Raw genomic sequence first — 21,133 nt, 5'->3', positions numbered from 1 at the left:
GCCCCTCGAGGCCGGCCGTGTCGGGAGCGCTCCATGTCCAGGTCCGTGTCGTCGCAGCGCGTGTCGCGGTTCGGCACCACCGTCTTCTCCGAGTTCAGTGCCCTGGCCCAGAAGCACGGCGCGGTGAACCTGGGGCAGGGGTTCCCCGACTTCGACGGGCCGGAGGTCGTGAAGGAGGCCGCGCGGCGCGCCATCCACGACGGCGTCAACCAGTACGCCATGAGCACCGGCGCGCGGGACCTGCGCGTGGCCATCGCCGAGCACTCGGCCCGCTTCCACGGCCAGGCGGTGGACCCGGACACCATGGTGACGGTGACGAGTGGGGCCACGGAGGCCATCCTCGACGTCATCCTCGGCCTGGTGGACCCGGGGGACGAGGTCATCGCGTTCGAGCCGTTCTACGACTCGTACGACGCCAACATCACCTTCGTTGGCGCCACGGCGCGCTGGGTTCCCCTGAGGCCGCCGGACGCGGCGCATGCGCAGTGGTGGTTCGACTGGGACGAGCTGCGCGCGGCCTTCAGTCCACGCACGCGGCTGCTCATCCTCAACACGCCCCACAATCCGACGGGGAAGGTCTTCACGCGCGAGGAACTGGAGCGCATCGGCGCGCTGTGCGCCGAGCATGACGTGAAGGTGCTGTCCGACGAGGTCTACGAGCACATCACCTTCGCCCCCGCGCGCCACGTGCGCCCGGCCACCGTGCCCTCGTTGGCGGACCGCACGGTGACGGTGAGCAGCGGAGGCAAGACGTTCAGCCTCACGGGCTGGAAGGTGGGCTGGGTCATCGCGCCGCCCCCACTGCGCGACGCCATCCAGCGCGCGCATCAGTTCGTGACCTTCGCCACCGCGTCCCCCTTCCAGGCGGCCATGGCGGCGGCGCTCCGGCTGCCGGACGCGTACTTCGACGGACTGTCGGCGGCCTACGCCGCGCGGCGGGAGCGGCTGTTGTCCGGTCTTCGCGACGCGGGCCTGAAGGCCCATGTCCCGGAGGGGAGCTACTTCATCCTCACGGACATCTCCGGCCTGGGCTTCGCGGACGACGTGGCCTTCTGCCGGCACCTGGTGTCGGAGGTCGGCGTGGCGGCCATCCCCCCGAGCGTCTTCTACGGCCCCGAGCACCGCCACCTGGGCCATGGGCTCGCCCGCTTCGCGTTCTGCAAGACGGACGCGGTGCTGGACGAGGCCGTGCGCCGGCTGCGCGCGAAGCTCGGGCCCGGGCGCTGAAGGCCGGCGCCCCCGCGTTGCGACGGCGGGACGGGGTTGCTACATCCCCCGGCAGAGGAGGGCGGCGTCGTTCTTCCCGGCCGCTGACGTGCGCGCGTGGACTTCTTCGGCGAGTTGTACCTGCGCAGCACGTTGCCCTTCCTGTCCGAGAGCGTGACGGCGAGGGAGGCGGACTATCTGGCGCGCGCGTTCGCCGACGTGCCCGGCCCGGAGCCCGTGGCGGACCTGGGCTGCGGCCATGGACGCCATGCCTCGCGACTGCAGGCCTCGGGCCCCCTGGCGGGGCGCGTCATCGGGCTGGAGCGGGATGCGTTGTCGCTGGCCATGCGACGTCCGGGGTTCCCCGTGGTGCGAGGCGACCTCCGGGCCTTGCCCTTCCGGGAGGGTTCCCTGTCCGGAGCGTACGCGTGGTACTCCACCTTGTTCGCCTTCACGGACGAGGAGCACGTGCGCATCCTCCGGGAGGTGGCGAGGGCGTTGAGGCGGGGAGGGCTCCTGGTGTTCCACACGGTGCCGCACGAGCGACTGGCCGCGTCACCGGGGGCCGCGTTCCAGCGGACACTTCCGGACGGGGCCGTGTTGGAGGAGGAGAGCCACTTCGACGCGGCGACGGGGCGCGACGAGGGACGGCGGACCCTCACCCTGCGGGATGGCCGTGTCCTGTCTGCGTCCTACTCCATTCGTTACTATCCCCTTGCGGAACTGACCGCGCTGTTGGAAAGCACCGGGTTTTCGATCTCCTGGGTGCATGGCGGACTCGATGGCGAGCCGCTGACGCGACGGTCGGCCGACCTGATTGTTGGAGCGGTGCTGCGAGATGCCTGAGACCTCACATTCACGAGCGCGCGGGAACCTGCTGGGCCAGCTGCCGAAGCGGGTGGACGTGTACGAGGTCGGTCCTCGCGACGGCCTGCAGAACGAGCTGCGCACGCTGCCCACGCGGGACAAGGCGCGGCTCATCAATGCCCTGGTGGAAGCGGGCGAGAAGCGCATCGAGGTGACGTCGTTCGTCTCGCCCAAGTGGATTCCCCAGCTGGCGGACGCCGAGGAGCTGCTGCGCCTGGTGGGGCGCCGCGAGGGCGTGGTGTTCTCCGCGCTGGTGCCCAACCTCAAGGGGCTGGAGCGCGCGAAGGAGGCCGGGCTGGAGGAGGCCGCGGTGTTCATCTCCGCGTCCGAGGCCCACTCCAAGAAGAACATCAACAAGAGCATCGCGGAGGCCATGGCCGGCGCGCGCGAGGTCACCACGGCGGCGCTCCAGGCCGGCATGCGCGTGCGCGGCTACCTCTCCACCGTGTGGGGCTGCCCCTACGAGGGCCATGTCCCGGTGGAGCGCGTGGTGGACATCTGCCGGCATCTGGTGGACGCGGGCATCTACCAGCTCAGCCTGGGCGACACGATTGGCGTGGGCACGCCGAGGCAGACCGAGGAGATCCTCGACGCGCTGCTCAAGCACATCCCCGTCGAGAAGCTGGCGCTGCACCTGCACGACACGCGGGGCACGGCGCTGGCCAACTCGCTCGTCGGCTTGTCCGCGGGCGTGACGACCTTCGACGCGAGCATCGGCGGGCTGGGCGGCTGCCCCTATGCGCCGGGCGCCGCGGGCAACCTGGCGACCGAGGACGCCGTCTTCATGTTCCACGGCATGGGCGTGGAGACCGGCATCAACCTGGACCGTCTGGTGGAGGCCGGGGAGATTGCCCAGGAGCTGATCGGCCGGAAGCTGGCCGGGAAGTTCCTCCAGGCCGCGCTGGGTGAGCGGGAGAAGAAGGCGTCCCGCCGCGCTCAGACCTGAGGCGCTCGTCGCAGGTAGGGCGCGGCGCTGGTGACTTCACTCCCAGTAATCATTGATGCCGGTCTGGGTCGGCATGCCGACAAGCGCCTGCTCGGCCGCCCCGGCCCCCTCTGATGAGCTCGCCGCAGGGCCTGATGTGACGTTGGTGGTGACCAGCGTTCACCGGAGCGGCGCGGGCAGGCACTTCACTCCATGTAATGGTTGTGCGCGTGGGGGTCGCCAGTCATCCCGAGGCCCGGTGGGGCTCCTCCCAGGGCAGGCAAGGAGCCGCCGCGTTGCGTCAGCGGCCGTCGATCATCGAAGCGAGCTTCTCCTGGAGGCCCAGGTGGGCGGCGGCGGACTCCAGCATCCGGCGCTCCTTGCGGTCGATGCGCCCGTCCACCAGGGCCATCTCGACGATGTTGCGCAGGAAGACCTCGGCCTCGGGGCTGCCGCGCGCCACCAGCCGGTCGAAGAGCTGTGGCCCCGCGTTGAGCGCCATCTCCACCTGTGACCACTCCACGTTCCACCGCTCCGCGCACAGCTTCAGGAGGCGCCGCTCGGCCGCGGTGACGGTGCCGTCCGCGGAGGCGATCGCGGCCATCATGTAGATGAGCCGCTGCCGCTCCTGGAGGTCCATCACCGTGTCCGAGCCCGAGGCGGGGGCCGACGCGGCACGGGTGACGCTCGGCGGTCGAGGCACCGACGCGCGCCGCGGCCTCTCACGGAAACCCGCGTCCTCGCGCGCGTTCCACGACTCGAACGGCAGCGCGGACGCGAGCACCCAGTCCCGCTCACCGTTCGCCAGCTGCGTGCCGCAGAACTCACACGTCGTGGCCGCGCTGTTCGTCAGCGGTGCGTTGCACTGCGGGCAGCGGTCCGTGGACATACCGTTCGCGGTGTTCGTCTTCGCTCCGTGCTTGCGCACCAGCGTGAAGACGAAGCGCTGGGGAAGGGTGGGCAGTTGGGGCGGCCGCTCGTTGACGGGGCCGATGCCCATGCGCGCGCTCCAGCGAATCTCCACCTGCGCCTTGTCGTACCCGCGAGGGTCGATCTCCAACGCGCGCACGTCGACGGAGCCCACCGCGCACTCCAGGAACACGCGCCGCCGTCCCTGCTGACGCAGGCCCTCCAGCTCCGAGCCCAGTGACTCGAGTGCCTCCGGCGTGGCGACCTTCGACAGCCCCGTCGTGTCACCCCGGCTCTGGGCGTCGATCCACTTCCAGAACAGCAGGGACGCGCGGTCCTCGAGCATCTCCAGGTTGAGCGCCGGGTCGTCCTGGCGCGCCTGCATCAGCCCATCCACGTTGCGGTGGTAGCGCGAGTGCTCCACGCCCTGGGTGATCTCCGCCAGCGTCCAGTCGTAGTTGCCGGAGTTGACCACCGCGCCGCAGAACTCGCAGCTGTTCGCCGCGCCACCCTGGAAGGGCGCGCCGCAGTTGGGGCACTTGCCCTGGAACAGGTCCGCGCCGATGCGCGTCTGCGCGCCCGGCTTGCGCACGAAGGTCCACACCTCCGTGAACGCCTCCAACGGCGCCTTGCGCGCGGACTGGAGGGCCTGCGCGTCAGAGTCGCTCGCCGACACGTCCGTGTCCCGCATCCGCGCGTGGACGCGGATCTGGACGCTGTCGAACCACTCGCTCTGCTCCAGGCCGATGAGCTGGAGGTCCAGCACCTCGATGTCGGTGATGGCGTCGCGGACGCCCTGGGCGTCGAGCAGCTTCAACTGCACGCCGAAGCGCTGCCACGTCGCGTCCGACAGGAAGGGCCGCACCGGCGTCATGTCGCGCTGGAACCAGGCCTGCTGCAAGTCGAGGAACAGCCGGCGCGTGCGGTCCAGCATGGGGCCGGGCTCGAAGGCGGGGTCCTTGAGCTTCAGCGCGTTGACCCAGCCTGCCACGTCGCTGGAGCTGACCTGGGTGCGCTGCTGCGCCTCGTACTGGTCCAGCGCCTTGCGTGTCGTCGCGTCCGGGTGGAGGTTGCGCTTGTAGAGCCAGTACATGACGCCGCCGATGACCAGCAGCGGAATCATCACCTTGGGGTAGCGGAACACCAGGCGGAACGCCTCGAACAGCAGCCAGATGGGCAGGCCGTCGCCGCCGCGATCGCGGCTGTCGGAGTTGCCTCGGGTGTAGTGCTCGCCGCCACCGCCTCGGGCCAGGGCCTCCAGGGGACCGAGGGCCAGGGCCACCAGGGCGAGTGCCGAGGGCAGATGATGCGCCCACGGGGCGAGCTGTCGGAGCAGGTTGCGTGGCGAAGGCATGCGGGGATGCTAACCGTTTCCGCCTTGCCAGACCCGCCTTCCCACCGCACTCTGCCGCGTCCCAGGGCAGCCCGCCGGGCGGGCCCTGGAAGGGGAGCGGATATGCCGGAATTCAAGGTCGACGCACGCGGTGCCATCGAGATCTGGACCATCGACGGCGAGGGCCGCCGCAATGCCATCAGCCGCGCGATGCTCCAGGAACTGGGCGCGCTCGTCGAGCGTGTGTCATCGGGTCATCAGGTCCGCGCGGTGGTCATCACCGGCGCGGGCGACAAGGCGTTCTGCGCGGGCGCGGACCTCAAGGAGCGTGCGGGCATGCAGGAGGCGGAGGTGCGCGCGTTCCTCGACGGCCTGCGCCGGACCTTCCGCGCGATCGAAAAGAGCGACTGCGTCTTCATCGCCGCCATCAACGGCGCGGCCTTTGGCGGAGGCACCGAGCTGGCGCTCGCGTGTGACTTGCGCGTGGCGGCCCCCGCGGCCGAGCTGGGCCTCACCGAGGTGAAGCTCGGCATCATCCCCGGCGGTGGCGGCACGCAGCGCCTGTCTCGCCTCGTGGGACCGGGTCGGGCCAAGGACCTCATCCTCACCGCGCGCCGGCTCAACGCGGCGGAGGCGTTCGCCATCGGCCTGGTCAACCGGCTCGCGCCCGAGGGACATCTCCTGGAGGTGGCGCACGCCCTGGCCGAGTCCGTCGTCGACAACGCGCCCATCGCCGTGGCCACCGCCAAGCACGCCATCGACGAGGGCACGGGCCTGGAGCTGGACGACGCGCTCGCGCTGGAGCTGCGCAAGTACGAGGAGGTCCTCAAGACGGAGGATCGCCTCGAGGGCCTGCGCGCCTTCGCGGAGAAGCGCGCCCCCGTCTACAAGGGCCGCTGAGCCGCGACGCACGAAGGGCGGCGGCCCGCGAGCAGCTCGCGGACCCCGCCCCGTGAAGTGCCCGGCCGCCGTCGGCCCCCCGCTCGCGAGGGGCCCGCGGCCACCGGCTCAGGCGCTGGCGCTCTTCTCGGGCGCCAGGCCGATGTTCTGCTTGTTCATGTAGCCCATGGCCTTGTCCTTGACGGTGGTGCGCAGGTCATCCCCCGTCTTGGGCGTGAGCAGCAGCGCCGCCACGCCGCCGGCCACCGCGCCGATGACGAACAGCCCCAGGCCGCCCAGGCCGGAGCGCGCCGGCTTGTACGTCGTCAGGCCGATGTGGCGCAGCGCATCATCCGGCTCGAAGTCATCCCAGCGGTCCTTGGCCACGCGGGGAAGCTCGTCGAGGAGCTTGTGGGCCACCCACTTGCGGTACAGCTCACTCTTGGCCAAACCCTTCGCCGTCCACTTCGCCTTCTTCTTCGCGAACATGCATCCCTCCAGGGCCAGTGTGGTCGGGGCCGCGTCGCGGGCGCGGCGTGACCCCTATGAGCCTTGAAGGTAGGCAGGGGAGCCCGTGTCGCCACCCCCCGCGCCCTGGGGGTCGTTCGTCGCGTCGCCGTTTGGACGCACTCCCAGGCCCACCCCCTTGGAGAGGGGGCAGCCAGGCTCGGGGCTTTCTGGTATGTCGCCGGGCGCTCCCCGGGCCTCCAGGCGGTGCGAGAAGGTCGCCGCGCGGGGACCCTTTGCGATAGATCCGCCCGACATGGACTTCGAACTTCCCGAGAGTCACCGCGCCCTCCAGTCCTCGCTTCGCGACTTCTGCGAGGCCCGCGTGAAGCCGTACGCCGCCCAGTGGGATCGCGAGGAGAAGTTCCCCATGGACGTGGTGCGGGAGCTGGGACAGCTCGGCGTCATGGGGATCCTGGTCTCGGAGCAGTACGGCGGGGCGGACATGGACTCGCTCGCCGTGGCGGTGGCCGTGGAGGAGCTCGCCCGCTATGACGGCTCGCTCGCCCTCACCGTGGCCAGCCACAACGGCCTGGGCACCAGCCACCTGCGGGTCTTCGGCACCCCGGCCCAGCACGAGAAGTACCTGCCGAAGCTGGCCTCCGCCGAGTTCCTGGGCGCCTGGGGCCTGACGGAGCCAGGCTCGGGCTCGGACGCGTCGGGCATGAAGACCACGGCGGTGCGCAAGGGCGACGGCTGGGTGCTCAATGGCACCAAGATGTTCATCACCCAGGGCACCGTGGGCGACGTCTTCGTGGTGCTCGCGGTGACGTCCCCCGACAAGCGCCAGAAGGGCATCACCGCGTTCCTGCTGGAGAAGGGGATGCCCGGGTTCAGCCAGCGCGCCATCCACGGCAAGCTGGGCATGCGCTCCTCGGACACGGCGGAGCTGGTGCTGGAGAACGTGGAGGTCCCCGACTCGCACCGCGTGGGCGAGGTGGACCACGGCTTCATCGACACGATGAAGATCCTCGACAAGGGCCGCATCACCATCGGCGCGCTGGCGGTGGGGCTGGCCCGGGGCGCGCTGGAGGAGTCCGCGCGCTACGCCAAGGACCGCACCGCCTTCGGTCAGCCCATCGCGGACTTCCAGGCCCTGCGCTGGATGATGGCGGACATGAAGACGGAGACGGACGCCGCGCGGCTGCTCGTCCACCGGGCCGCGAGGCTCGCCGATGCGGGCCAGCCGTACTCCAAGGAGGCCTCCATGGCGAAGCTCTTCGCCTCCGAGGTCGCCACCCGCTCGGCCGCCAAGGCCGTGCAGATCCACGGGGGCTATGGCTACACCCGTGAATTCCCGGTTGAACGCTACCTCCGCGACGCCAAACTGTGTGAAATTGGCGAAGGAACCAGCGAGATCCAACGCACCATCATCGCGAGAGAGACCTTCAAAGGGGCTTGATGGACACCGCACGGCTGGAGGGACTCGGGCTTCAAGTCCGTGAGGACGTGGCCGGCACCGAGGCGGTGCTGGACCTGGAGTCGTCGCCGCTCGTCAATCCCGTGACCAAGGCGTTCATCGCCGAGGTGACCTTCCAGGTGATGGGGGACCGGCTCATCCCCATCTCCCCGGCGGCGGTGGTGGGACTGGCGCCCATCCTCATCGGCGCGCTGAGCGACGTGGCGGACATCGAGGCGCTGCTGTCGGACGCCTTCAACGAGCACATCTTCCACGTGCAGCGCCGCTCCGCGGAGCTCCAGGTCCTGGGGCTGTCGCCCAGGGTGGACGCGGACACGCTGGAGTTGACCACGGACGTGGTGGAGGGGGACCTGTCGGTCCTGCTCGCGGCGGACCGGCTGGGCAACTTCCGCATCGCGCGGGTGCAGCGCGACAAGGTGGACGTGGCCGGCGGTGCGGGCCACACGCTGGAGCTGTCGGAGTTCCGGGAGCGGGCGGCGCTGACGGGCTATCTGGCGGCCCTCCTGGGGGAGCCGGCGAGCCGTCCCCAGCCGACGCCCACGGGGCTGGTGCGCTTCTCGGACATCGTGGAGAAGTTCGGCGCGGAGTCGTTGGTGCCGCCCAGGAGCAGCCTGGAGTTGCTGGCGCAGTTGCAGGTGGAGGGCCGGCCGTACCGCTTCGCCGCCGCGAGGGTCGCGGGGCGCACCTTCCGGGGCCTGTTGGCGGGAGCCCAGGGCAAGGTGTGGGCGGGGCGGTTCGAGCTGGATGAGTTCCCCGGCATCGTCCGGATGGTGGCGTCGTTGTTGAAGGTGCGTCCGGATGCCGTGAGGCTGGTGGGCCCCGACGCGCCGCAGGAGTGAGAGACGTCCGTGGAGAAGCTCAGTCCGTCGGAGCGGGTGGAGGCCCTGGAGAAGCGGCTGGGGTTCGTGTTCTCGCGCAGGGAGGTCGCGCTCGAGGCGCTCACCCACAAGACCTACGTCAACGAGACGCGGGACAAGGACCTCAAGGACAACCAGCGGTTGGAGTTCCTGGGGGACTCGGTGGTGAACCTGGCCGTGAGTCACCGGCTGATGGATCGCTTCCCGACGATGCCCGAGGGCGACCTCACCAAGCTGCGCGCCCGCATCGTCAACGAGGACGGCCTGGCCCGCGTGGCCCGGAGCGTGCCGCTGGGTGATCTGCTGCTGCTGGGCCGGGGCGAGACGCTGTCGGGCGGGCGCGAGAAGAACTCCGTGCTGGCGGACGCGCTCGAGGCCGTCTTCGGTGCCATCTACCTGTGTGCGGGCCTGGAGACCGCCGCGCAGCTGGTGGACAAGTGCTTCGCGGAGCTCCTGGATGAGGTCTCCAGCGGCCAGGGGCGGCTGGACTACAAGACGCTCCTGCAGGAGATGGCCCACGAGAAGCTGAAGGTGTCGCCGCGCTACCGCGTGGTGTCCGAGGCGGGGCCGGAGCACTCGAAGGTGTTCGAGGTGGAGGTGTCGCTCGGTGAGGCGCCCTTCGCTCGGGCCACCGGGCGAAGCAAGAAGGAGGCGGAGCAGTGCGCGGCCCAGGTCACCCTGGAGCGCCTCAAGCGGGAGGCCGCCGTGGCCGCCAGTGCCCCCCCGGAGGGGCAGGCTCCCACCTCCGAGGAGGGGATGGCCGCCCCCGCGCCGGCGACCCCGGAAGTGCCACCGGACGACAACCCGACGTGAAACCCCTTGGAGGGGAGAGGGGTGGGGAATAAGGTGCCGCGCCCATGCGTCCCTCCGCCCCCTTGCGTCTGTCGCTCGCCCTGGTGGCCTGCCTGTGGGCAGGGGTCGCCGTGGCCGCGGCGCCCGCGGCTCCGGGCAAGTGGACCAAGAAGGTGACGGCGGGCAAGGACGTCTACGCCACCTTCAAGACGAGCGCGGGGGACATCACCGTGCGGCTCTTCTCCAAGGACGCCCCCAAGACGGTGGCGAACTTCGTGGGCCTCGCGGCCGGGGAGAAGGAGTGGCGCGACCCCAAGTCCGGGGAGATGTCCAGGAAGCCCCTCTACGACGGCACGGTGTTCCACCGCGTCATCCCGGGCTTCATGATTCAGGGCGGAGACCCCACGGGGACGGGCTCGGGTGACCCGGGCTTCCGCTTCGAGGACGAGTTCCAGTCCGGCCGCACCTTCGACAAGGTGGGCCTGTTGGCCATGGCCAACAGGGGGCCGGGCACCAACGGCAGCCAGTTCTTCATCACCACCAGCACGCCGGACCACCTGACGAACCGGCACACCATCTTCGGCGAGGTGGTGAAGGGCTATGACGTGGTGGAGCGCATCGGCGGCCTGCCCCGGGACAACCGCGACCGGCCCCGCGAGGCGGTGGTGCTCACCAAGGTGGAGCTGAGCGACAAGGCGCCCCCAGGCCTCGCCGCGACGCAGGCCCCGGCGGATGCGCCGACCCGGCCCGGGGCGACGCCGAAGCGGAAGGGGTCGCAGCAGCCCGAGTCGACCCGGCCGTGGTGAGACGTGAAAGACGGGCCTGCGACTTCGGCGGGCCTCTGGTAGATGGGAGGAGTGTCGTGACGTTTTACATGGAGGACGCACCGCGGACGGTGAGCCGCCCGACGTCCCAGCCGTAGGCCGCCCGCCTGCCCGCCGCTCCCCGGCAGAAGCCAGGGACGCGGGTCTGTTATAGGGCGTTCATTTGGAAGTCTCCCCTCAGGGGCTCCCGGCATCGCGGGACTCCCAGACCACCTTCGAAGCAATGGCCTCTCCCAAGAACCACCGCAGCGGCTTCGCCGCGCTCATCGGACGCCCCAATGTGGGCAAGAGCACCCTGCTCAACGCTCTCACCGGTGAGAAGATCGCCATCGTCTCCGGCAAGCCGCAGACGACCCGCAACCGCATCCTCGGCGTGGTGACGCGCCCCGAGGGGCAGGTCGCCTTCATCGACACCCCCGGCATCCACCAGGCCAAGGGGGAGCTCAACCGCTACATGGTGGAGACGGCGCTGCAGGCCGCGGAGGAGGTGGACCTGGTCCTCTTCCTCATCGAGCCGCCCGCCGGCGAGAAGCTCGAGGTGAGCCCGGGCAACCGCACCATCCTTGAGCGGCTGCAGAAGCTGGGCAAGCCCACCTTCCTGGTCATCAACAAGATCGACTCGCTGCCCAAGGCGGCGCTCTTGCCGCTGATTGATCTGTACCGGCAGGAGTTCCCGTTCGCGGAGGTGGTGCCCATCTCCGCCCGCGAGAAGGACGGCGTGGAGCGGCTGTTCCACGCGGTGTTGGGCCACCTGCCGGAAGGCGAGCGCATCTTCGACGAGGACATGCTCACCGACCAGCAGGAGCGCACGCTGGTGGCGGAGTACATCCGCGAGCAGGTGCTGCGTCACTGCCGTCAGGAGATTCCGTACTCCACGGCGGTGCTGGTGGACATCTTCGATGAATCCGAGCGCGAGCCCCGTCCGGGCACGCCGCCGGGCCAGCTGGGCGGACTCATCCGCATCGCCGCGTCCATCTACGTGGAGCGCGACAGCCAGAAGGCCATCATCATCGGCAAGCAGGGACAGATGTTGAAGACGATTGGCACCGACGCGCGCAAGTCCGTGCAGCGGCTGCTGGGAGCGCATGTCTACCTGGACCTGCGCGTCCGGGTGGAGCCGCGCTGGAGCGAGCGCCCCGAAGGCCTCAAGAAGCTGGGATACGACTGAGATGAAGCCCCTGGTCGCCATTGTCGGACGCCCCAACGTGGGCAAGAGCACGCTGTTCAACCGTCTCATCGGCAGGCGCCTCGCGCTGGTCGAGGACCAGCCGGGCGTGACGAGAGACCGTCACTACGCGGACGCGGTGTGGGGAGGCCGCTCGTTCACCTTCATCGACACGGGCGGCTTCGTCCCGGGCGAGAAGGACTCCCTGCTGCAGCAGGTGCGCGAGCAGGCGCAGCTGGCCGTGGAGGAGTGCGACGTCATCGTCTTCGTCGTGGACGGGCGCGACGGCGTCACGCCCGCGGACGAGGCGGTGGCCGGCTACCTGCGCAAGAGCGGCAAGCCCGTCATCGTCGCGGCCAACAAGCTGGACAACACCACGGGCACGATGCAGGCCCTGGCCGCGGACTTCTACAAGCTGGGCCTGGGCGAGGTGCACGCGCTGTCCGCCGAGCACGCCCTGGGCATCAACGGCCTGTTCGACGAGGTGGTGGAGAAGCTGCCGCCGAAGGAGGAGGGCGAGGACGACACCGCGCCCCCGGACGACGGCATCATCCGCGTGGCCATCATCGGCCGGCCCAACGTGGGCAAGAGCACCCTGGTCAACGCCATCCTGAAGGAGAAGCGGGTGGTGGCCAGCGACGTGCCGGGCACGACGAGAGATCCCATCGACTCGCCGCTCGAGTACAAGGGCAAGAAGCTGCTCCTCACGGACACTGCGGGCATCCGGCGCAAGAAGACGATTGCCCACCAGGTGGAGAAGTACTCGGTCATCGCGGCGCTGAAGGTGATGGAGCGCAGCGACGTGGCGGTGCTGCTGATGGACGCCACGGAGCCCGCGGTGGACCAGGACGCGAAGCTGGCGGGCCTGGCCGAGGAGCGGGGCCGCGCGCTGGTCATCGTGGTGAACAAGTGGGACCTGGTGGACCAGGACCAGCGTCGCCAGGAGGCCTACCGCGAGTCGCTCAAGCACGCGCTGAAGTTCGTGGGCTACGCGCCCATCCTCTTCACGTCCGCGCTGACGGGCTCGAAGGTGGAGAAGGTGGTGGACGTGGCGGTGGAGCTGGCCGAGCAGTTCCGGTTCCGGGCGCCCACGCCCCAGCTCAATCGCCTGTTGGAGCACATGGTGGACAACCACCCGGCGCCCATCGCCCGGGGCAAGCCCCTGCGGCTGTACTACATCACCCAGGTGGCGGCGGCGCCCCCGACGTTCGCGCTCACGTGCAACTACCCGGAGGGCGTTCCGGACATGTACAAGCGCTACATCACCAATCAGCTCCGCAAGACGTTCGACCTGCGCGTGCCCATCCGGCTCTTCTTCAAGGAGCGCCCCGGCAAGGCCAAGCGAGAGGCGCGAAAGAAGCCCCACCTCCAGGGCAAACACTGAAGCGTCCGTGCGTTGACACTCGCGGCGCGCGCTCCGTACAGTGCGCCGCCCTCCCGCTCTCCGACAGGGTAGAGCATCGAAGCGCAGAGAGAGGTTGACCGACGTGGCTGGAACCAAGACCGAGAAGATTCGCCAGCAGGAGCTTCGTCAGCCGGACACCTTCCAGAAGGTGGGCAACGACGCGCGTGACTGGCTGGCCCAGCGGCAGAAGCTCATCGGCATCGTCGTCGCCGTCATCATCCTCGGCGGCGTGGGCGCGGCCATCGCCAGCGAGCTGTCCAAGCGCGGCGAGGAGAAGGCGTCCCAGGCCCTGGGCCAGGCGCTCTCCGTGCTGGACCGTCCCATCGACGGCGTGCAGCCCGCCCAGCCCGGCGACACGGAGACGCCCTTCAAGAGCGTCAAGGAGCGCGACGAGGCGCTGGTGAAGGCCCTGTCGGACTTCCGCAAGGAGCACGGCGGCACCCGCTCGGCCACCACGGCCGCGCTGTCGCTGGGCGAGGCGCAGTTCCGCCTGGGCAACTTCGCGGACGCGCAGGCCTCCTTCGGCGAGTTCCTCAAGGGCGCCGCCCAGAATGATCCGCTCCGCGCGGGCGCGTTCGAGGGTCAGGGCTATGCCTTCGAGGCGGAGAAGAAGTTCGACGAGGCCCTGAAGGCCTTCGAGCAGATGGGCGCCGCGGGCGGTGGGGAGTTCCTGGCGGGCATGGGCGACTACCACAAGGGCCGCATGCTCATCGCGCAGGACAAGAAGGACGAGGCGGCCAGCGTCCTGTCGAAGGTGTCGACGGACCACCCGAACACCACCGCGGCGCGGCTGTCGAGCGAGCGGCTGGCGGTGCTGGCCTCGCAGGGCGTGAAGATTCCGGTGCCGGCGCAGCCCGCCGCCACTGGTACGGACGCGGGGTAGCACGGACGATGAGGAAGCAGCGCGTGAGCTGGAAGCATTGGCTGGGGAGCGCTGTGGCGCTCGGTCTCCTGGGCGGGTGCAGCAGCCTGCCGCGCTACGGCAATCCGGAGCTGCCTCGGACGGAGCAGGCCCCGCCGCTGGATTACTTCTCCGTGGCCTGGTGGGCGCCGTTGGTGACGCCCACCCTCATGGAGTACGCCCCGCGCGAGGTCGCGACGCCGGCGTATGACGGGCTGAGCAGGACTGTCATCGCGCTGACGCGGGACGGGTTCATCCGCGGCATCGGGCCGGACGGCCAGGTGAAGTGGTCCAAGAAGACCAGCACGCGCTTCGCGGCGGGCGCCCGGGTGAGCGACGGCGTCGCCTTCATCCCCGGGGGCGACGGCACGCTGTACGCGCTGGACGCGGCCACGGGCGAGGAGAAGTGGAAGTACGTGGCCGGCGAGTCGCTGGCGACGGTGCCCGTCGTGGCCGAGGGCCTGGTGCTGGTGGCCTCGGAGAGCGACACCCTGTTCGCGGTGAAGGCCGCGGATGGCGTGTGGGCCTGGCAGTACCGCAGGGATCCTCCGTCGGGCTTCTCGGTGCGCGGCGCGTCCACGCCGCTGGTGCGCGAGGGCAATGTCTACGTGGGCTTCTCCGACGGCTACGTCGTCTCGCTGACCATGCGGGACGGCAGCGCCAACTGGGAGAAGTCCCTGTCCGGCAGCGGCAACGAGTTCCTGGATGTGGACTCGACGCCGGTGATGGACGAGCACGGTCAGCTCTACGTGGCCTCGTACAAGAGCGGCATCTACGCGCTCGAGGCGGAGTCCGGGGACCTGGTCTGGACCAGCTCCGTGGGCGGCATGACGGCGCTGCTGTCGAAGGGGAAGATGCTCTTCGCGGTGGGCGATGGCCGTGTGGACGCCTACCTGGCGGAGGACGGGCGGCTCCTGTGGACGCACCCCCTGGGTGAAAGGGCCGCGCAGGCTCCAGTGTTCGCCAAGGGAATGCTCATCGTCCCCATCCAGCGCTCGCTGCTGTTCCTGGACCCGAAGACGGGCCAGGCGCGCGTGTCGTGGAACCCCGGGGACGGCGTCTCGGCGACGCCCTTCGTGGCGGGCTCGAAGCTGTTCGTGCTCTCCAACAACGGCTGGCTCTACGCGTTGGACTTCAACGGATTGAAGGGGTGACGGCGGTGACGACCCGGACGGTCCGCGTGGTGGCGGCGCTGATTCCCGGTCCCGTCGACACCCAGCGCTTCCTGGTGCAGCAGCGGCTCCCCGGTGGGAGCCGCGCGCTCCTGTGGGAGTTCCCCGGCGGCAAGGTGGAGGCCGGGGAGACGGACGAGGTGGCCCTCGCTCGCGAGTGTCGCGAGGAGCTGGATGTGGAGCTCTCCGTGGGCCGGCGGCTGTGGGAGGGCAAGCACCCGTACCCGGACCTGACGGTGGAGCTGGTGCTCTACGCGGCGCGGGTGGTGTCGGGCGAGCCGAAGCCGCTGGGGGCGCATGCGCTGGCGTTCCACACGCCGGTGGAGATGCAGGCCCTGCCGTTCTGCGAGGCGGACATCCCGCTGCTGGACGAGCTGGTGGCGGGAAGGCTGGGCGCGCTCGATTGATGCTTCAGCGGACGTTCCAGCACATCCCCGGCGTGGGGCCCTGGCGTGAGAAGGACTTGTGGGCGCGGGGCATCAAGAGCTGGGATGACTTTCCGGCGGCCGGACAGGGTGTGGCCATCACCCGGAAGACGGACGACATCGCGCGCGAGCGGATTGCCCAGGCCCGTGAGGCGCTGGAGCGCCGGGACCTGCGGCGGCTCGCGGAGCTGGTTCCTCCTCGGGAGCACTGGCGGCTGTATCCCGAGTTCCAGCACGACGCCGTCTACTTCGACATCGAGACGGATGGCCGGGAGGCACAGGCGCCCACGGTGGTGAGCCTGTTCGACTCGACCGGGCTGCACGTGTTCATCCAGGGGCGGAACATGGATGCGCTGCCGGAGGCGATGGCGGCCCGCCGGCTGTGGGTGACGTTCAACGGCTCCACCTTCGACGTGCCGGTGTTGAAGAACTACTTCGGGCCGGCGCGCTTCCCGGTGCCGGAGGCGCACATCGATCTGCGCTTCGTCACGCGGCGGTTGGGGATGGGCGGCGGGCTGAAGGACATCGAGGGCCAGATTGGCGCCGAGCGTCCGCCGCACATGAAGGGTGTGAACGGCTACGACGCGGTGCTGCTGTGGCGTGCGTACACGCGGCGCGGCGACGTGGAGGCCCTGCGGTTCCTGGTCGAGTACAACCTGTATGACTCGTTCCAGCTCCGCACGCTGATGGACGTGGCGTACAACCGCGGCGCGGATGACTTGAACCAGGACGTGCCCCGGCTGCCCGTGTTCGAGCGCGGGGATGTCCTGTACGACGTGAGCCGCATCATCCTGGAGCTGGGACCCACGGAGCGGGATCTGCAGACGCTTGCCCGGGTCCGCGCCGAGGAGCAGTTTCCCTGAGCCGGGGCGGGCAGGGTGGTTTCGTGTCGTCACCCTTCTGGAGTCTCTTCCGGTGAACAACCGGGCGTCGGCGCGTGGCCGGGGCCGTGGAATGCGCCGGGGAGTCGTTTGTAGGGTGTGACTCACCCTGGAGGGATGCGCACATGAGCGAACCGACGGACCCGATGCAGAGCTCGGAGACGCCCAAGCCCGGCTCGGCTGGGAAGAAGGCCGCGCTGATCGGAGGTCCCGTGGTGGCCGTGGGAGTGGGCGTGGCCGTGGCGATGGGCGCGTTCCGCAAGGAGCCGGTGCCCGTGCCCGTGGTGGCGGAGGCGCCGAAGCCCGTGGATGCTGGAGTCGCTCCCGCGGCGCCCACGGCGTCGCTTCCGGAGAGTGACGGCCGGGTCCGTGAGCTGGCGAGTCGGATGTCGGAGGAAGCCGAGCTCCAGCGCTGGCTCCAGGAGAAGGACCTGGTGCGCCGGGTGACGGCGGCCGTGAACAACGTCGCCGACGGCACGAGTCCTCGGATGGTGCTGGGGTTCCTGGCGCCGGCCGGTGGGTTCCAGGTCGTCGAGGGCAAGGACAAGAAGGTGACCATCGACCCGCGCAGCCATGCCCGGTACGACCTGGTCGCGCGTGTGTTCGGGACGTTCGATGCGCAGGTGGCTCGGAGCCTGTTCAAGGACCTGAAGCCGCTCATCGACCAGGCCCATGGCGAGATTGCTCCGCCGGGACAGTCGTTCGACTCGACGCTCAACCGGGCCATCGAGCATCTGCTCTCGGTTCCGGTTCCGGAGGGCGCGCTGGAGGTCCAGCCTCAGGCCGGGCTCTATGTCTACGCGTCGCCCGAGCTGGAGGGCTTGAGCAAGGCGCAGAAGCACCTGCTGCGCATGGGCCCGCAGAACATCCGGGTCATCCAGGCGAAGCTGAAGGAGCTTCAGACTGCCTTGGAGCTGCCGCCCATGGCGGAGCGTTAGCGGGCCCGGGAGGGCGCTACATCCTGGAACCGGGATGTTCCGGGCCTGGGCTGCGGGCGTGAATGTTCTGGGGCCTGCCTGGGCTCCGGAAGAATGTTCTTGGGGCCGGTTCGAACATTCCTGAGGGGCCGCGGAACATTCTCCGCGTCCCAGGAATGTTCCGAGGGCCGGCTTACCGGCGCTTTTTCTTCTTCGAGGGCGCTGGAGCCGGCGCCGGCTTCTCCTTTTCGCCGGCGATCTGGAACGTGGTCCGGAGCTCATCGACCTCGCGGCCCAGGGTGTCCGTGAAGGCCGTTCCGGTCTGGGCGTCGACGACCAGCGTGTACGAGAAGCCGGTCTTCAGCGGCTGGGGCAGGACGATGCGGTAGACGAGCTTGTCGTCGGATTCCTCGGCGACGTCGTCGGAGACCATGGCGCGCTCGGCCTCGTCGAACAGGCGGACCCGGTAGTTGCGCAGGCCGTGCGAGGCCGTGAGCTCGAGGCTGGACGTGGGCTGGATGAGGGGCTTGTCGCCGGGTTCGAGGGAGATCTCCGCGAGGTCGCTCGTGCCGGCATCGGCAAGGGGCTGGTAGCGCAGCGCGAACGTGGTCGGAGGCGGGGTCTTGGGGGCCTCGGGCACGGCGGCGACGCTCGCATCGGGGGCTCCGGGGGCCGTCTTGTCCGGGCAGCCAGTCAGGGCGAGCAGGCCGCAGCAGAACGCGGAGGCCAGCGCGGTTCGTCGAAGCAAACGCATGGCGGGCACGGTACGCGTCCAGCGTGGCCGCGAGAAGCGAGGAGTCGCGACCAGCGCCCAGCCGGGCAGGCGCTCGGTCCGAAACGAGGTTCGGTGAACGGTGCGCGGACAGGTCCGGCGTGGTCCGGAACGAGGGACGACGAACAGTGTGCGGAAGGTCTGGGACGGCATGTCGGCTCAAGTGTCGGAGGTACGGGCAGAGGCTCCGGTGGGGCCCCAATTCAGGGGCTTCGGGCGGGACGCCAGGAGGCCCGGGGATGGCCCAGGAGAGCCCGCCGTCCACCCTGGTCTCCCTCTGTCGGAACGTCCGATAACATGCGTTATGTAAACTAAGTCTGCGGGGAACCAGGGGGCGATTTCGTCGGGTTCTTCCCCGCTGCCCCCGGGCTTTCCGGGCGCCGTTCCGGCCGTTCCATCCGCCAAGATGCGGGCCTCCGCCCATCCACCAACATCACCCCGAACGGTCCCATGAGACTCCTCGACAGCCTGCTCGCGGATGCACGCTTCGCGTTCCGCACGTTCCGTCGCGCGCCCGGCTTCGCCGCGGCAGCCATCCTCTGCCTCGCCCTGGGCATTGGCGCGAACGCCGTCATCTTCAGTGCCGTCCACGGCGTCCTCCTCCGCCCGCTGCCGTACGCCGAACCCGAGCGAATCGTCTCGCTCGTCGAGTTCCGTGCCCAAGGCAGCGGCGGCCCGGTGTCCTGGCTCACATTCTGGGACTGGCGCGATCAAGCCAAGGCCTTCGAGCACATCACCGCCTTCACCGTCGGCGGCTCCATCCTCCGCACCGATGACGACTCCGAGCGCCTCGAGGCCACCCGTGGCACCTCCGGCTACTTCGCCGTCCACGGCGTGCCCCCGTTGCTCGGCCGCACCTTCGTCCCCGGCGACGACCAGCCCGGCCATGAGCCCGTCGCCGTCCTCAACGAGGCCCTGTGGCGTCGCCGGTTCGGCGCCAATCCCGCCGTCCTCGGCCGCACGGTGCTCCTCGATGACATTCCCCACACCGTGATTGGCGTCGTCCCCGAGTCCTTCGACCCGAAGACGGACGTCTGGCTCCCGTTGGTCGCTCCCGCCGATGCCCGTGGCCGCTTCTCCACGCTGCTCTCGGTCCGCGGCCGGCTGGCCCCGGGCTTCACCGTCGAGTCCGCCCACCAGGAACTCGCGGCCGTCACCGCCGCCATCGCCGCCGCGAGCCCGGACGCCCTCAAGGAGCGCACCTCCCGCGTCGAATCGCTCGCCGACGCCCGGACCCGCCTCTGGAGCGGCCCCTTGAAGCTCCTGCTCGGCGCCGTGGCCCTGGTCCTCCTCATCGCCTGCGCCAACGTCGCGAACATCCTGCTCGCGCGAGCCGGCGCCCGGCATCAGGAGCTCGCCGTTCGCGTGGCCCTCGGGGCCAGCCGCGCCCGCGTCATCCAGCAGCTCCTCGTCGAGAGCCTCCTGCTCGCGCTCATGGGCGGCGCGCTCGGCGGATTGCTCGCGCGCTGGGGGCTGGACGGCCTGCTCGCCGTGGCCCCCGAGTCGATGCCTCACCGGGCGGCCATCGCCCTCGACGGGGCCTCATTCCTGTTCCTCGCCGCCATCTCCATCACCAGTGGCTTGGTCTTCGGTCTGCTTCCCGCGCTCCATCTGTCCCGGCTCGACCTCCGAGGCGCCGTGCCGTCCTCGGGCCGCCGGCTCCGCTCCACGCTGGTCGTCCTGGAGCTGGCCCTCTGTCTGGTCCTGCTCGTCGGCGCGGGCCTGCTGGGCCGAGGCTTCCTCCAGCTCCTGGGGACCTCGCCCGGGCTGGCCTCCGAGCAGCTCCTCACGCTGCACATCGCCATCCCCGACAGCCGGTTCTTCAACGACCAGGGCCTGGATACCCACGTCCCACAGACTCTCCTGGAGCCCATCCTCGAAGAGGTCCGAGCCCTCCCGGGCGTGAGCGCCGCGGCGATGACCTCGCTCCTGCCCATCCAGCGCGCCTGGAACAACGCCCGCTACGTCATCGAGGGCGAGCCCCCGCCGGAGCCCGGCACCGAGCCCCGCGCCGAGCGACGCTCCACCAGCCCCGGGTTCTTCGCCACCGTCGGAATCCCGCTGCGCCAGGGCCGGGACTTCACCGCCTCCGACGCCGCCCCCGGCCAGCCCGCCACCGTCATCATCAACGAGACGCTTGTGCGCCGGCACTTCCCGGACGGCCAGGCACTGGGGCGCCAGCTCCGCCTGGGTACCGGGCCGCACACCATCATCGGCGTGGTCGGCGACGTGCGGCAGGCCGGGCTCGACAAGACGCCGCTCGCGGAGCTCCACGTCCCATACGGACGCCCCTGGGGCGATGACAGCCTGGTCCTCGTCGCCCGGACGTCGGTGCCCCCCGAAACCCTCCTGCCTTCTGTCCGCGAGGCCGTGCGCCGAGTCGACTCGGGACTGCCCGTCTTCCGCGCCCTCACCATGGACCAGGTCATCACCGAATCGCTCGGCTTCCGCCGGCTCGTGCTCGGCCTGCTCGGAGGCTTCGCGGCGCTGGCCCTGGTGCTCTCCACCTACGGGCTCTACGGCGTCATCTCGCTGCTCGTCTCCCAGCGCACCCGTGAGCTGGGCATCCGCATGGCCCTGGGCGCCCGGCCGAGCGATGTCCTGAGGCTGGTCCTGGGCCAGGGCGCGAGGCTCGCGGGCGTAGGCATCGCCCTGGGGCTCGTGGGCGCCCTGGCGCTGACCCGCATGCTCGAAAGCCAGCTCTACGGCGTCACGGCGACAGATCCGCTGACCTTCATCGCCGTGGCCACCCTCTTCGCGCTCGTCGCCCTGCTGGCCTGCTGGCTCCCCGCGCGACGGGCCACCCGCGTGGACCCGCTCGTCGCCATGCGGACCTGAGTCGCCCCGAGGCCGCCCTCGACGCACCGCGACGGGCGGCCCGGGGAGCGACCTCATCCCAGGAACGGGCGCGAACACCCTGGAAATCACAGCCCAAGCCCCCACGTATGGCCCCAGCGCGAGGAATCCTCCGGCCGC

19 protein-coding genes are annotated in these 21,133 nt (G+C 70.1%); 16 read left to right on the top strand and 3 right to left on the bottom strand.

Annotation, left to right across the window (positions count from 1 at the left end; translation table 11 throughout):
* Positions 1 to 33: 33 nt before the first annotated feature.
* The 3 genes from K8625_RS17340 to K8625_RS17330 all read left to right on the top strand — a co-directional run bounded on the left by K8625_RS17340 (position 34) and on the right by K8625_RS17330 (position 3,019).
* The gene (locus tag K8625_RS17340; RefSeq protein WP_223783323.1) at positions 34 to 1,227 is read left to right on the top strand and encodes a methionine aminotransferase; all 1,194 of its coding nucleotides are present in this window, start codon (positions 34 to 36) and stop codon (positions 1,225 to 1,227) included.
* 96 nt (positions 1,228 to 1,323) lie between these two features.
* On the top strand, positions 1,324 to 2,052 hold the full coding sequence (locus tag K8625_RS17335) for a class I SAM-dependent methyltransferase (RefSeq protein ID WP_223749001.1): 729 nt from the start codon (positions 1,324 to 1,326) through the stop codon (positions 2,050 to 2,052).
* Positions 2,045 to 3,019, top strand: a complete 975-nt coding sequence (locus tag K8625_RS17330) for a hydroxymethylglutaryl-CoA lyase (RefSeq protein WP_046713845.1) — start codon at positions 2,045 to 2,047, stop codon at positions 3,017 to 3,019. Before K8625_RS17335 ends, K8625_RS17330 begins: the two co-directional genes overlap by 8 nt.
* 280 nt (positions 3,020 to 3,299) lie before the next feature.
* On the opposite strand, the gene K8625_RS17325 is transcribed toward K8625_RS17330, so the two are convergent.
* Positions 3,300 to 5,261 carry a TIM44-like domain-containing protein gene (locus K8625_RS17325; protein ID WP_223749000.1) on the bottom strand — a complete coding sequence of 654 codons (1,962 nt, stop codon included), beginning with the start codon at positions 5,259 to 5,261 and terminating at the stop codon, positions 3,300 to 3,302.
* A gap of 102 nt (positions 5,262 to 5,363) precedes the next feature.
* Here K8625_RS17325 and K8625_RS17320 point away from each other — a divergent pair, with 102 nt between their 5' ends.
* Complete coding sequence (locus K8625_RS17320) at positions 5,364 to 6,140, top strand: enoyl-CoA hydratase-related protein (RefSeq protein WP_223748999.1); 777 nt, start codon at positions 5,364 to 5,366, stop codon at positions 6,138 to 6,140.
* 108 nt (positions 6,141 to 6,248) lie between these two features.
* On the opposite strand, the gene K8625_RS17315 is transcribed toward K8625_RS17320, so the two are convergent.
* Positions 6,249 to 6,608 (bottom strand): YtxH domain-containing protein, encoded by a 360-nt coding sequence (locus K8625_RS17315; RefSeq protein WP_223748998.1) that lies wholly within the window; start codon positions 6,606 to 6,608, stop codon positions 6,249 to 6,251.
* A 274-nt stretch (positions 6,609 to 6,882) separates the two neighbouring features.
* On the opposite strand from K8625_RS17315, the gene K8625_RS17310 reads away from it, so the two are divergent.
* The 11 genes from K8625_RS17310 (at position 6,883) to K8625_RS17260 (ending at position 17,406) form a co-directional block, all read left to right on the top strand.
* A complete protein-coding gene (locus K8625_RS17310; RefSeq protein ID WP_141324059.1) occupies positions 6,883 to 8,028 on the top strand; it encodes an acyl-CoA dehydrogenase family protein in 1,146 nt (381 codons plus the stop codon).
* A complete protein-coding gene (locus tag K8625_RS17305) occupies positions 8,028 to 8,885 on the top strand; it encodes a hypothetical protein (RefSeq protein ID WP_223783322.1) in 858 nt (285 codons plus the stop codon). Before K8625_RS17310 ends, K8625_RS17305 begins: the two co-directional genes overlap by 1 nt.
* A 9-nt stretch (positions 8,886 to 8,894) precedes the next feature.
* On the top strand, positions 8,895 to 9,716 hold the full coding sequence (rnc, locus tag K8625_RS17300; RefSeq protein ID WP_223783321.1) for a ribonuclease III: 822 nt from the start codon (positions 8,895 to 8,897) through the stop codon (positions 9,714 to 9,716).
* Positions 9,717 to 9,760: 44 nt separating this feature from the next.
* Positions 9,761 to 10,501, top strand: a complete 741-nt coding sequence (locus K8625_RS17295; RefSeq protein WP_223783320.1) for a peptidylprolyl isomerase — start codon at positions 9,761 to 9,763, stop codon at positions 10,499 to 10,501.
* 241 nt (positions 10,502 to 10,742) lie between these two features.
* Positions 10,743 to 11,687: a GTPase Era gene (gene era / locus K8625_RS17290; protein ID WP_223748994.1), complete on the top strand. Its 945-nt coding sequence runs from the start codon at positions 10,743 to 10,745 to the stop codon at positions 11,685 to 11,687.
* 1 nt (position 11,688) lies between these two features.
* Positions 11,689 to 13,068: a ribosome biogenesis GTPase Der gene (gene der, locus K8625_RS17285; RefSeq protein WP_141324063.1), complete on the top strand. Its 1,380-nt coding sequence runs from the start codon at positions 11,689 to 11,691 to the stop codon at positions 13,066 to 13,068.
* Positions 13,069 to 13,171: 103 nt separating this feature from the next.
* A complete protein-coding gene (locus K8625_RS17280; RefSeq protein ID WP_223748993.1) occupies positions 13,172 to 13,972 on the top strand; it encodes a tetratricopeptide repeat protein in 801 nt (266 codons plus the stop codon).
* 8 nt (positions 13,973 to 13,980) lie between these two features.
* The gene (locus tag K8625_RS17275; protein ID WP_223783319.1) at positions 13,981 to 15,144 is read left to right on the top strand and encodes a PQQ-binding-like beta-propeller repeat protein; all 1,164 of its coding nucleotides are present in this window, start codon (positions 13,981 to 13,983) and stop codon (positions 15,142 to 15,144) included.
* Positions 15,141 to 15,569, top strand: coding sequence for a (deoxy)nucleoside triphosphate pyrophosphohydrolase (locus K8625_RS17270; protein ID WP_223748991.1), 429 nt, complete (start codon positions 15,141 to 15,143; stop codon positions 15,567 to 15,569). Before K8625_RS17275 ends, K8625_RS17270 begins: the two co-directional genes overlap by 4 nt.
* Positions 15,569 to 16,450 carry a ribonuclease H-like domain-containing protein gene (locus K8625_RS17265; RefSeq protein WP_046713834.1) on the top strand — a complete coding sequence of 294 codons (882 nt, stop codon included), beginning with the start codon at positions 15,569 to 15,571 and terminating at the stop codon, positions 16,448 to 16,450. Before K8625_RS17270 ends, K8625_RS17265 begins: the two co-directional genes overlap by 1 nt.
* Before the next feature lie 143 nt (positions 16,451 to 16,593).
* Positions 16,594 to 17,406, top strand: a complete 813-nt coding sequence (locus K8625_RS17260; RefSeq protein ID WP_223783318.1) for a DUF3014 domain-containing protein — start codon at positions 16,594 to 16,596, stop codon at positions 17,404 to 17,406.
* A gap of 172 nt (positions 17,407 to 17,578) precedes the next feature.
* On the opposite strand, the gene K8625_RS17255 is transcribed toward K8625_RS17260, so the two are convergent.
* Positions 17,579 to 18,310 (bottom strand): hypothetical protein, encoded by a 732-nt coding sequence (locus K8625_RS17255; RefSeq protein ID WP_223783317.1) that lies wholly within the window; start codon positions 18,308 to 18,310, stop codon positions 17,579 to 17,581.
* A 297-nt stretch (positions 18,311 to 18,607) separates the two neighbouring features.
* On the opposite strand from K8625_RS17255, the gene K8625_RS17250 reads away from it, so the two are divergent.
* On the top strand, positions 18,608 to 20,995 hold the full coding sequence (locus K8625_RS17250; protein WP_223783316.1) for an ABC transporter permease: 2,388 nt from the start codon (positions 18,608 to 18,610) through the stop codon (positions 20,993 to 20,995).
* Positions 20,996 to 21,133 lie beyond the last annotated feature (138 nt).

Origin of the sequence: Myxococcus sp. AS-1-15 (assembly GCF_020037055.1) — a bacterium.
GTDB lineage: Bacteria > Myxococcota > Myxococcia > Myxococcales > Myxococcaceae > Myxococcus > Myxococcus fulvus.
Note: the sequence above shows the minus strand (reverse complement) of the source record. Positions and strands in the feature narration are given on the sequence as shown.